Raw genomic sequence first — 12,588 nt, forward strand, 5'->3', positions numbered from 1 at the left:
AAAATGTTGAAAAAGAATCGGGTTTTGGTATTGCTTTTAGTATTATTATTTGTTGCATCCTTTGCATTTACTGCTTGTAGTGGTGGAGAGACACCAAGTGCTACAGATGAAGAAAATAAGGGAGCTCAAGAAACAGTAAAACCTGAAGAAAATGTAGTAGAAACTGCTGCCAATAATTATTTTGACACTATGGAAAATAGTCATATGATGAAGGCTGACGAGTTTATCGAGAAAGTAAAAGCTGGGGCAGAGGATGTCCTTATTTTAGATATTAGACGAGCAGAAGATTATGATCAAGGTCATATCAAAGGAGCCGTAAATCTTCCCTTTGGTACCGATGTAAGTGATAATCTTGAAAACATTCCCAAGGATAAACCTCTTTTAGTGTATTGTTATAGTGGTCAAACTGCATCCCAAACCATTGCACTACTTCATGTAGCAGGTTTTGATGCCACCAATATTACTTCAGGATGGAATGGTGGAATTTCTCAAGTAGAGGGCTATGAAGAAGCAGTAGAAACCACTAAAAATGAATTGCCTGAGGCAAAAACAGAGATAGATCCTGAGATCAAAAAGGCTATTGCCGACTATTATGCAGGATTTGAAACGGTACAAGACACCGATTTTGCTATTAATAAAGTAAGTGTAGAAAATACGAAAAAAATGCTGGATGAAAAAGATGAAAGCATATTCTTACTAGACATAAGAGCAGAAGAAGATTATAAAGAAGGACATATAGAAGGGGCTGTAAATATTCCCTATGGAAAGGGAATGCAAGAACAATTCAATACCCTACCCAAGGATAAGACCATTGTAGTCATTTGTTACTCTGGCCAAACAGCAGACCAAACCAATGCTATTCTTCGATTATTAGGTTATAAATCTGTTGGGATGAGTGGCGGAATGAAGGGCGGCTGGGAAGAAGCAGGATATCCAGTTGTAACTGAATAATTTTTTACAAGGCAGGCATGGCTCAGTTATAAACTGGGCTCATGTCAGTTATAAAGGGTAAAGTTGATATTCATAAGGAGGTTTAAAGAAATGCCATCACAGGGAAAAATAAATAAAACCCAATCCATTATTGCCCTGGTTATGTTAGCGGCTATAGGGATATTTGGAGCTTATTTAAGTAAAATCAATAGTCAATCCACATTATTTCTCATTACTGGAGTGGCCTTAGGATATATTTTAACCCGGTCTAGATTTGGGTTTGCAGGGGGGATTAAAAGGATTTATATTACGGGGGAAGGAAGTTTGAGTAAGGCACTTTTGGTGATGTTTTCTATCTCCATTGTAGCATCGGCGGCCATTCATTGGAATGCTGCAGCCAATGGAGCGGCCATCCCTGGGGTGAGTTCAGTACATTTTTTTAATATTTCAACCATCCTAGGTGGATTTTTATTTGGTATTGGAATGATGATTGCTGGAGGCTGTGCTTCAGGAACTTTGAGTGATTTAGGAGAAGGGGCTGTAAGGGCCGCGATTGTACTGATATTTTTTATTTTTGGCTCCATTCCAGCTTTACCTGTAAAAGCCATAATGGATAATTCAGCAATAGGAAAAATAGGGATAAAAGTTTATCTTCCAGATGTTATGGGGTATGTAGGAGCGGTATTGTTTTCCCTAGTGCTTCTTGGGGGATTGTATGTAGTAGTAAGAAAATATGAAGAGTTTAGGAAAAATGAAGGTTTTTATGAGGAAATGGTATATGAGTCTGTGGAAAGGCCTCTTTCTAGAGGAAAGGATACTCACTTTCTTAGCTATAGAACCTATCACAAACTTTTCATTGAAAGATGGAGTTTTCTAAAAGGCGGAATATTATTAGCCATTATGTTTGCTTTTATCCAGATTTCTACCGGTCATAGCTGGGGAGTAACCGCAGGTTTTACAAACTGGGGTGTGGCCCTTTTACAAAACCTAGGCGTAAAATTTACTTCACCTGCCCTTGCTACCACAGTAAAAACAGTGAGCAATGGCCTTTTGAAGGATACTGTGGGGCTGAGAAATCTTGGAGTTATCTTAGGAGCTGCTATTGCTTTTCTTTTCGCTGGTAGATTTAAATTTGATTTTGATTTTAGCTTCAAGGATGTTTGCATTTATGCCCTAGGGGGACTTTTTATGGGCTTTGGGGCAAGATTATCCGGTGGCTGTAATATTGGAGCTTTATATTCAGGAATCGGTAACTTTTCCTTGGCTGGATGGGGATATCTTATTTCTCTTTTCCTAGGGGGAGTTATTGGATTGAAGGTGTTTGCAGGCAAAGTCAATACTGTTCCACCAAATAGATATGAAAGAAAACAGGCGTAGAAGATTAAATGAAAAGGAGGAAAAATGATGAGTAAAAGAATTTTAGTGGTTGGAGGCGTAGCAGGGGGAGCTTCTGCTGCAGCTAGAGCTAGAAGATTGGATGAATTTGCAGAAGTGATTATGTTTGAAAAAGGACCCAATGTTTCTTTTTCTAATTGTTGCCTGCCAAACCATTTAAGTGGGATGATCGCAGAAAGTCAGGACTTGGTCTTAATGGACCCAGTGGAATTCAAAACAAAGTACAATATAGAAGCTAGGGTAAATAGTGAAGTAGTAAAAGTGAATAGGGAGCAAAAGACCATTAGGGTAAAAGATTTAGAAACCGGGAAGGAATATGAAGAAAACTATGATAAATTGGTTTTATCCCCTGGGGCTAATCCTATTGTGCCTAAAATTGAAGGATATGATGCTGATCATGTCTTTACGGTAAGAAATGTGGTAGATATTGATAAACTAAATCGATATGTTCAAAGTGGAAAAATAAAGGATATTGCTGTTATTGGCGGAGGATTTATTGGGGTAGAAGTAGCGGAGAATTTACAATTAGCTGATGCAGATTTTAATGTAACTTTAGTGGAAGCAGCAGACCAAATTATGGCCCCCTTTGATTATGATATGGTACAAATCCTTCATAAGGAAATGCTAGATAAGGGCATAAATCTTATTGTAGGAGATGGAATTGCAAAGGTTTTAGAGGATCATATTGAATTAGCTTCGGGTAAGAAGGTATCTGCCCAGGCCGTAGTTATGGCCATAGGGGTTAGACCAGAAATTGCTTTAGCTCAGGAAGCTGGATTGGACATTGGGGAAACCGGTGGAATATTGGTTGACCATAATTATTTAACCAGCGATAAAGATATTTATGCCGTAGGAGATGCCATTGAAGTATATCATAAATTGGCGAATGCTAAGACAAGACTTGCCCTTGCAGGACCAGCCCAAAGGCAAGCAAGAGCAGCAGCAGATCATATCTATGGTATTCCCCATAGAAATACTGGGGTTATTGGTTCCTCTTGTGTAAAAATATTTGATATGAAGGCAGCCTCTACCGGTTTAAATGAAAAAATGGCAAAGGCTGCGGGCATTTCCTATGATTTTGTATATATTATTCCGGGGGACATTGTTGGACTTATGCCTGGAAACAGCCCACTTCATTTTAAGCTGATTTTTGAAGTGCCCACAGGAAGAATCCTAGGAGCTCAAGCCATAGGAAAGGGCAATGTAGATAAGAGAGTGGATGTAATTGCCACTATGATTATGATGGGGGGAAGTCTAGAGGATTTAAAGGAATTAGAATTGTGCTATGCACCAGCCTTTAGTACGGCAAAAGATCCCGTAAATCATGCAGCACTTGTGGCCTTAAATATTTTAAATGGAGAATTTAAACAAGTGCCTGTGTCCCAGGTAAGAAAGTTAGTAGAAGAGGGATCCTACATTATTGACGTAAGGGAAAAGGATGAATATGCTCTAGGCCATCTGAAAAATGCGGTAAACATTCCTTTAAGTGAATTCAGAGAAAGACTTGACGAGATTCCAAAGGACAGACCTGTATATCTTCATTGTCGATCTAGCCAGAGAAGTTATAATGCAATTATGGCATTACAACACATGGGCTATGATAATTTATACAATATTTCTGGCTCTTATTTAGGGGTTTGTAATCATGAATATTTCAATGACAAAACCATGAACAGAGAAAAAATCTTAACAGAATACAATTTTGGCTAGATTAGGGACAAGAAAATGACGAAAAAATTAAATCGCATAGATATATTTAGTTTAGTTTTGGGATCAATTATCGGGTGGGGTTCCTTTACCCTACCCGGAACAAAATTTCTTCAGGAAAGTGGAGTTATTAATACCGCCATAGGATTTTTAATAGGTGGCATAGCTGTAGTGTTTATTCAAAAGGGTTATCATATTATGATGCAAAATCATGGAGAAGATGGAGGAGAATTTTCCTATACGTACAATCATCTCGGGAGCACCCACGGCTTTATTGTGGGATGGGGACTCATTCTATGTTATTTAAGTTTAGTTCCCTTAAATGCCACCGCTTTTGTATTGGTAGTAAAAAAGATATTAGGTCCTAAAATCGAGATTTTATATTTATATAGTGTGGCAGGATACCCGGTATATTTATCAGAGGTATTTATTGCAAGTTTTATCATTATTTTGTTTGCTTACATCAATATTAAGGGACTTAAAGCAAGTTCCTGTACTCAGAATATCATGGTGTTATTTTTAATCTTAAATATTATCATTGTTTTTGTGAGCATGCTTTTTCTTACCGACAAAACTATATTTTTGGACAATTATATCTTAAACTATCAGTTTGATTTGGGGGAAATCTCTAAGGTATTAGCCATTGTTCCTTTTCTCTTTGTAGGATTTGATGTCATTCCCCAGGTTTCCACTGACTTAGATTTCAAACCCGAGAAGGCTACTAGGATTGCGATAATCTCTATATTTAGTGGAGTCCTGGGTTATAATTTATTAAATATGACTACCTCTCTTGTTTTTTCACCCCAAGGGGCCCTAAAACAGGAGTGGGCATTGGGTACAGCGGTTATGGATAATATAGGGTATGTAGGATTTTTGCTATTGTTAGTTGCCTTAGCCGCTGCGGTTACAGGGGGAATTAACGGATTTATGCTAAGCAGCAGTAAGCTTATAGCTGCCCTAGCAGATTATCAATTTCTTTCTCCTAAGTATAGAGAAAAAAATGAAAATGGTGTTTATGCAAAGGGAATTAAATTTGTTGCAATGATTAGCCTCATTGCCCCTTGGGTGGGGAGAGAAGTAATTATCTATATTGTAGATATGTGCTCCCTATCTGCAGCCCTAGCATACTTTTATGTATGCTATATTAGTTATACCATTGCTGTGGAGAGGAAAGAGAAGGTGTTATCTTCCATAGGAGGGTTGGTAAGTCTTATCTTTATTTTACTTTTGATCTTTCCTTGGTCACCAGGACGTTTAAGTATTCCATCCCTAATATTTACAGTGCTATGGGCAGGGGCTGGATATCTGTATTATAGAAGATATTGTGTTAATACAGGCAAGGTTGTTTATTGATGAGTTAGACTGACCTGTTGTACTAGCGGAATGGGGAATTCCACTAGTACAACAGGTCAATCTACATCAAGAATCTAACCAATAACTTACTTCCTATAATCACTCCTACAAATAAAAAGATGCCAAAAACCCAACCTGATAGGGAGAGGGAAGAAATGCCGCTGTATAAAGCGCCTATATTACATCCTAAAGCAATTTTAGAGCCATATCCCATAAGTAGACCACCAATGGCTGCAGCTAGGACATGCCTTAAGGATTTAATCTTTCTTATTTTAAATTGGGAGGCCAGTAGACTTGCCAGTAAGGCGCCTACAATAATCCCTAGATTTCTAATGGATACGGGATCTTTTAAAAAGCCCCCTTGTAAAATAGATTGGGCAGTGGGAGAGGCAAACATTTTCCATTTGGATACATTGATCCCTAAGCTTTGAAGGATCCAACCTGCCCAATAGCTAAAGGCCGAAGTAATTTTTAAGGGTTCTCCTGTCACCGCGAAAGTAATGATTTGAAATAAGGATAGAAGGACAGCCCCTGTAATATAGGTCCAGGAGTTTTTAAACCATTTAGAGTAATATTTATTATGATTTAAGTTCAATTTTACCCCTCCTGTTTATTCCCCAGAAATTTAGAAATCTTGGGATTTTTTTGACTCCCATTGATCCACCATAACGTAAAGAAAGGCGATAACAAATAGTTGCACCGCCAATGCGCCAAACCAACCTAGTATATCCGGTAGAAATATGGCCTTGCCGCGGGAAATAAATACTTTTTCCCACCATCCCATATCATGTTCTGCCCATAGAGAACCGATAATAAAGAAAATAAGGGCAATAAATTGCATTTGAAAGCCTTCACCAGTTCTCATCATGGTACCAGATGCACAGCCCCCTGCTAAGACCATCCCCATGCCAAAGAAGATAGCGCCTATTATAGTAGCTACACTAATAGGTACAATAAAATTTTGTCCTGGAATAGTTTGACCTTGAAGGTAGGCTCCATACTTTATGGCTGAAAAACCGAGGGTAGTAATGGCAAAGGCAATAAGCATAGCCTTAGTAAGGGCTACACCACCAATTAAATAGGGATCTCTTAGAGCTGCAACAAAACAAAATCTTGATTTTTGTAAAATAAATCCAAAGGTTATGCCTGTTATCCAAAAAAATCCAAGGAATTTTGATATTGTGGTAAAAAATATAGCCATAAGAAGAGTTAAAATAAAGGCGAGGATTCCTATGGGGATTTGATTTTTTACTTTATACATAGCCACACCTCATTTCGTCCTTGGATGCTATTGAAATCATAGGTTTTAGCAAGAAATTTCCATTATCATTTTCTATCTCTTATTGATTATAATATCATTATAACATAGGCAGAGATGGAGTTGAATTATTAATAAGGAATATTCAATTAATCCATGGAACTGGTTCAATGAAGTATTTGCCTTGGAATAGGGGCAAATGGGAATGTAACCAGTACAGCACATTAAATTATTCTTCAGTTATGATATAATGATGCCATGATTAAGGAAGGAGCCGATTAGGGTTGAATATAGAATACCTAGATTATTTTTATAAAGTTGCCATGGCGGGAAGTATATCAAAAGTGGCGAATAAATATCATATCTCTCAATCTGCCCTAAGTCAGCAGATTTCTAGGTTAGAGGATATGTTAGGATACAAATTATTAGAAAGAAGCAATAAGGGTGTGGAATTAACAGAGAAAGGTATGATTGTTTTTAAATATACCGACAACATTATAAGAACCTATGAAACCATGATAGAACAACTACAATCTGACGATGAAAGTGCCCAAAATATTAAAATTGAAGCCTGTTGGTCTATAGCCACATATTCCCTGCCTTGTGTTATCTATAAAGTGAAAAAAAAGTTCCCAAAACATAGTTATGAATTAAAGGTAAATGAATCGAATCTCATTGAGGAAAATGTGTTAAATAACATTTGTGATTTAGGAGTGATTTATAGCAAACCTCAAAATCAGGAGTTATTATATCATAAGATCGGCAGTGACAAACTGGTCTTGGTTTCGGCACCGGATTTTAAAATACCTGAAGAAATGATTTTTAAGGATCTGGTCAACTATCCATTTATTTTACTAAACAATAATGAGCATTTAATAGGTGCTATTTCAGAAAAATTGAAAGAGTCAGGAAGGGGAATAGAGGATTTGAAGATCTTATTTAATAGTGATTCCGCAGAATCTATAAAATCCTCAGTACTAAATAAACATGGGATAGGATTTTTACCCTATACCTCGATTAAGAAAGATATTTATAATAAACAATTAAAGCTCATAAACATCTTGGACTTTTCAATGGAATATGAGATGTATCTCATCTATGATAAAAAAACCAAGGAAAATAAATTTCTTCATGAGTTCATTAAATACTTTAAGAAAATCGCCCACAACAGCCTTTGCTAAGGGGAATTTCTAGAAAAGAGGGCAAGAGTTTTAAGATATTTTCTAGTCCCTCTTTTCGATAAAAATCTCCCATACGCCATTGATGACTTCTTCAGATGTTATTTTGTGTTTTCTAAAATTGCTTTGCATTTCTTCTAACACACAACTATGATCAGAAACAACTTTTACGATATCCCCAACGTTCATGGATTTTAATTCTTTTCGGGCCTTTAAGATGGGAATAGGACACATGTCGCCCAAACAATCTATTTTTTTCATCAAAACAACCACCTTAATAAAACATGATCTTATCTATTGAAATATATAGAGGGCTCCAAATCCGATTCTTAATAAAAATATTAAGAGACTGTAATCAAGGGAACGTATATTTTTTATTAAGATTTCAATTTGTTTCCCAATATATTGAATAAATTTAATTATACCATAAAACACTTTGTATAGGAGAGACTTTGCATGATTGCTCATAGGACTAAATTTCAAGCAAAAAAAATAATAATTTTCTATTTAATCTGTTATTTTCTCCTGAACCTTTTATTCCTAGAGAACTTTCCCTTTATTCATTCTGATGAGCCATGGTTAAGTGGCTTATCCCGGTCTATGTTGACCCAGAGGGACTTTTCAGTTACAGAGCCTTTTTTTGATACCTATGAAAGACATCCCCATGCCATTAAGCTAGTATTTCATTGGCTTCAAATGATTTTCATAAAAATTTTTGGATATCACATATTTTTCCTTCGGCTATTATCCTTACTCTTTTCCCTAGCAAGTCTTTATGTATTTTTTTTATTGGGGGAGAAGATATTTTCATCTTCTAAAATAGCCCTTTTTATAACCATAATTTTGTCTTTAGACCTTCAATATATTTATGCCTCCCATTTTGCTCGACAGGAAGTTATGATTTTATTTATTATGATGTTCTCTTTATATATCCTGTTGAGGAAGGAAGGGCAGCATACATATACAATAGATTTAATCATTGGGACTACTCTAGGCCTTGGGATTGGCATCCACCCCAATAGCTTTATCGCCGCCTTAGCTATTGGCTCCTTTTATTTAGTCCTACTTTGGAAGGGAAAAATCCGATGGAAGAATTTACTACTACTTATTCTTGTGGTGGCTCTATTTGCTTCTTTATTTATTGTCTTAAGTTTTTCTATGGATAAAAGTTTTCTAGGTCATTATCAGGAAAGTGGACAAAAGTTTGGTGTCCATAAAAGCATTTCAGAAAAATTGTTGAACATAGGGCGTTTTTATAAAAATATTTATTTAGGCAAGAGTGTGACCTATTATATGCCCCATGTAAAATTTCAACTGATTTTATTTGCTCTCTGTTTTATCTTGACCCTTGCATGGTTGATGAAAAAGAAGAATCATAGGGATTTCCACATAAAAGGAATTACTTTGGTATTACTCTTTATTCATCTAGGCATGGTCATCATTGGGCGATATAATGTTACCAGTATTTTATTCATCTTTCCCTTTATCTACTTATTAGTCGCCCATGTTTTTATTCATATTACTCGACATACATCTAAACTTTTTCTATTACTTATGATCATCACCCTGGCAGGTACCAGCCTGCACATTCCTAGATATTCCAGTACCTATGATCAATACATAAATAGTATTGCGCCTTATGTTCCTAGGGAGGAGAAGGTATTATCTAATCTAAATACCCAATATTATTTTAGAGGGGATAATTTATTTGACTATAGAAATCTCCAATTTATGAAAGAGCAGGGAATAAGTTTTGAGGACTATATCGCTTCGAGGAAAATAAAATATATCCTTTATTATGATGAAATAGATTATATTTATGAAAAAAACCCCATTTATAATGGGGTATATGGAGATGTATCTTCCTACTACCAAGATATGCAGGATTTTTTGCATAAAAAATGCCAAAGAGTCCATTCTTTTACCAATAGTACCTACGGCACAAATATTTCACGCTTGATAGATAAAAAGCCCTGGGGGATATCTATTTTTAAGGTCGTTGGAAAGTAGAAAAAAGAAAGAGAGTAAACTTTTAATCTACAGAGATCCAATGTGAAAACTTAACTTGTGTGCTAATTAAATGGAGAATTTGCTTTGTGCAGGGGGTAGACAATGCGCATAAAGCTAGACAGGCGTTTAAAATCAATTGTTTGAGCAGAGCGAGTTTTTGATGCTGCCTATCACCAAATTTACAAACTCTTAGCCCAAAGACTGCGGCAAATCGGAATTTAATTAGCACACAATAGATTATAAGCTATCCTGTTGCTTCCCTATAGATTGGAAAATTCTTCTCTTGATAGAATAAGCTATTTATAGAAAACTAGTAATTTCCTGTACCTTATTCTCTGAAACAGATTTATCTTGATTATGAACTACCTTACTAATCTCTCCATTTTTCATAATTACAATTCTATCTGCAAGGATGAGGGCTTCTCTGACGTCATGGGTGATAAAAACGATGGTGGTTTTGGTTTTTTTCCAAATGTCCAGTAAGGTTTTATGCAATTGATTTTTGGTTTGACCATCCAAACTTCCAAAGGGTTCATCCATTAATAAGACCTTGGGCATGGTCACTAAAGAGCGGGCAATAGATGTTCTTTGTTTCATCCCCCCTGATAGTTGGTGGGGATAATATTCTTCAAAACCCTGTAGTTTAACCATATTTATATAGGTAGAGGATTGTTTCCTTATTTCTTCTTGGGTATATTTTCTCTTGGCATTTTTCAAGGGGAACTCGATATTATCTCGGAGAGTCTTCCAAGGAAATAGCTGATCAAATTCTTGAAAGATCATAATACATTCTTTGGCAGGGTGAGTAACTTCCTTATCCTTTAGAGTAATTTTACCCCCGTCCTTTTTTATAAATCCTCCTATAAGATTTAATAAAGTTGTCTTCCCTTCACCAGAGGAACCAAGGATACAAACAAATTCCCCCTCTTCTATCGTTAAGTTGATGTGATTAAGAACCTTTATACCATTATAGAATTTTGAAAGATTTTCTATTTTAATCATAGTGCTCATGACGATATGCCCCATTTTCTTATTGTAAGTTTTTCAATTTTATCAAAGACTAAATCATCTATTCCTATTCCAATGATAATAATGAGGATTAGACCTGCGAAAAGACCAGGAGTATCCATAAAGACTCTTTTATTAAAAAGATACCAGCCAATACCCCCCTGCCCTCCTGTGGCACCAAAAATCATTTCTGCACTAATGGCTGCTCGCCAAGCTCTTGCCCATCCTATTTTTAATCCAGCAATAATATAGGGAAGGGAAGCAGGGATGTAGATTTTAGTAACAATTTTTAACAGGCTAAATTCATAGTTTTGGCCTATCTTTTTATAGACGGAAGGAATAGATTTAAATCCAGCCGATAGATTTAAAATCATTGGCCATAACACAGAATGAACAATAATAAAGACCACTGCCTTGCTTCCTGTGCCTATCCAAAGGATAATTAAGGGAAGTAAGGCGATACCCGGTAAGGGATGAAAGATAGACACTAAGGCATCCATAAGACTTTCAAATATAGGATGCAGTATAGCCAGGAAGGAGAGAATAAGAGAAGAAAATACTCCTATTATCAACCCCAATAGGATTAACCCTAAAGAATATAAAATCTGATAGACAATTTCCCCTGAGAATATAGAAGACAATAGAGACTGCCCAATGAGTTTTAAAGAGGGAAAGGATAAAGCATTGACTAGGGAAGAATGAGCCATGATCTCCCATATCCCTAAGAACAACAGAATCCATATCAATCTTAAACAAAAGGGGGTAAGGATGCTTTTATTCTTCATATTCAACATTTTCCCACAGGATTTCTTCAGGGTTTTTATAAGCCTTAGAAATATATTTTGTTTTGTACATAAATTCAGAAAACTCTTTGGTTCCCTTTACCTTTGTACTATAATGGGTATCCTCAGAGGTGAGATATTCCAAGATTTCCTCCTGGGGAAGATCATAATATTGGGTTAAAATCTTTGCGGCCTTTTCAGGGTTGTTATTGATGAATTCTATAGCTTCCCTTACTCCTTCATTTAAGGCCTGATAGAGTTCTGAATTTTGATCATGGAATTTTTTTGTGGTCACTCCCACTATAAAACTAAAATCTCCTCCAAAGGCTTCCTTTACATCTAAGATTTTATGGAATTCTTCATTTTTTAGTTCAGATTCCAAGTAGGGTGTAGCTGTAAAATGAGCTTTAATCTCATTTTTAGAGAATAATGCATTCATTCCATCAGGATGGGAGAGGGTGACTAAAAGATTGTCCATTTTTTGAGGATTATTAAACTCCCGATCACAGGCCATGGAAAGAAGGATGTGCTGTACACTTCCCGGCTGGGGTAGGGCAATTCTATCCTTTTCTGTAATGTCTTCTAGGGATTTTATTTCCTTTGGCACGACCAATCCTCCAGGTACTGAAGATAAACCGGTAAAGATTTTCCAATCCATCCCCTTGTCCCATCCAATATAGAAAGGGGGGATGGCCATGAAACCAACATCTAGTTTATCGGCCACCATGGCCTCTCTAATAGCGGCGGTGTTAATCATTTGCTCCCAAACCACCTTTACCCCAGGCAATTTTTCTTCTAATAGACCTTGATGTCTCATGATTTGTACGGGAGCATAGGCAATGCCATACTGTTCAGCGATTCTAATCTCTGTATTTCCACTGGTTTCCTTGGAGGCTGCACAGCCCTGGAACAACAATAAAATAAATAGGATGAAAATAATTGCTGGCTTTTTCAATATTTTTACCTC

General features: G+C 36.4%; 10 protein-coding genes and 1 pseudogene. 6 read left to right on the forward strand and 5 right to left on the reverse strand.

Annotation, left to right across the window (positions count from 1 at the left end; all coding sequences use genetic code 11):
- Window positions 1–3 precede the first annotated feature (3 nt).
- The 4 genes from NSA47_RS08030 to NSA47_RS08045 all read left to right on the forward strand — a co-directional run bounded on the left by NSA47_RS08030 (window position 4) and on the right by NSA47_RS08045 (window position 5,385).
- Entirely contained in the window at window positions 4–951 is a 948-nt protein-coding gene (locus NSA47_RS08030; protein ID WP_257530759.1) for a rhodanese-like domain-containing protein, read from the forward strand.
- A 90-nt stretch (window positions 952–1,041) separates the two neighbouring features.
- Window positions 1,042–2,307, forward strand: a complete 1,266-nt coding sequence (locus tag NSA47_RS08035; RefSeq protein WP_257530761.1) for a YeeE/YedE family protein — start codon at window positions 1,042–1,044, stop codon at window positions 2,305–2,307.
- A 27-nt stretch (window positions 2,308–2,334) separates the two neighbouring features.
- Window positions 2,335–4,035 carry an FAD-dependent oxidoreductase gene (locus tag NSA47_RS08040; protein ID WP_257530763.1) on the forward strand — a complete coding sequence of 567 codons (1,701 nt, stop codon included), beginning with the start codon at window positions 2,335–2,337 and terminating at the stop codon, window positions 4,033–4,035.
- Between the two features lie 15 nt (window positions 4,036–4,050).
- Window positions 4,051–5,385, forward strand: coding sequence for an APC family permease (locus tag NSA47_RS08045; RefSeq protein WP_257530765.1), 1,335 nt, complete (start codon window positions 4,051–4,053; stop codon window positions 5,383–5,385).
- A 61-nt stretch (window positions 5,386–5,446) separates the two neighbouring features.
- On the opposite strand, the pseudogene NSA47_RS08050 reads toward NSA47_RS08045, so the two are convergent.
- A pseudogene (locus tag NSA47_RS08050) lies at window positions 5,447–6,646 on the reverse strand (YeeE/YedE family protein).
- 281 nt (window positions 6,647–6,927) lie between these two features.
- Between NSA47_RS08050 and NSA47_RS08055 the strand changes: the two are divergent.
- Window positions 6,928–7,824: a LysR family transcriptional regulator gene (locus NSA47_RS08055; RefSeq protein ID WP_257530767.1), complete on the forward strand. Its 897-nt coding sequence runs from the start codon at window positions 6,928–6,930 to the stop codon at window positions 7,822–7,824.
- 42 nt (window positions 7,825–7,866) lie between these two features.
- On the opposite strand, the gene NSA47_RS08060 is transcribed toward NSA47_RS08055, so the two are convergent.
- Window positions 7,867–8,082, reverse strand: a complete 216-nt coding sequence (locus NSA47_RS08060) for a sulfurtransferase TusA family protein (RefSeq protein ID WP_257530768.1) — start codon at window positions 8,080–8,082, stop codon at window positions 7,867–7,869.
- A gap of 339 nt (window positions 8,083–8,421) precedes the next feature.
- Here NSA47_RS08060 and NSA47_RS08065 point away from each other — a divergent pair, with 339 nt between their 5' ends.
- Window positions 8,422–9,831, forward strand: a complete 1,410-nt coding sequence (locus NSA47_RS08065; protein ID WP_257531032.1) for an ArnT family glycosyltransferase — start codon at window positions 8,422–8,424, stop codon at window positions 9,829–9,831.
- Window positions 9,832–10,131: 300 nt separating this feature from the next.
- On the opposite strand, the gene NSA47_RS08070 is transcribed toward NSA47_RS08065, so the two are convergent.
- From NSA47_RS08070 to NSA47_RS08080, 3 genes are read right to left on the reverse strand one after another with little or no spacing between them, the layout of a single operon-like run.
- Window positions 10,132–10,833: an ABC transporter ATP-binding protein gene (locus NSA47_RS08070; protein WP_257530770.1), complete on the reverse strand. Its 702-nt coding sequence runs from the start codon at window positions 10,831–10,833 to the stop codon at window positions 10,132–10,134.
- 5 nt (window positions 10,834–10,838) lie between these two features.
- The gene (locus NSA47_RS08075; protein WP_257530771.1) at window positions 10,839–11,624 is read right to left on the reverse strand and encodes an ABC transporter permease; all 786 of its coding nucleotides are present in this window, start codon (window positions 11,622–11,624) and stop codon (window positions 10,839–10,841) included.
- On the reverse strand, window positions 11,614–12,576 hold the full coding sequence (locus tag NSA47_RS08080; protein WP_257530773.1) for an ABC transporter substrate-binding protein: 963 nt from the start codon (window positions 12,574–12,576) through the stop codon (window positions 11,614–11,616). Before NSA47_RS08080 ends, NSA47_RS08075 begins: the two co-directional genes overlap by 11 nt.
- Between the last annotated feature and the right edge of the window lie 12 nt (window positions 12,577–12,588).

Source organism: Irregularibacter muris (assembly GCF_024622505.1).
Taxonomy (GTDB): Bacteria; Bacillota; Clostridia; order Eubacteriales; family Garciellaceae; genus Irregularibacter; species Irregularibacter muris.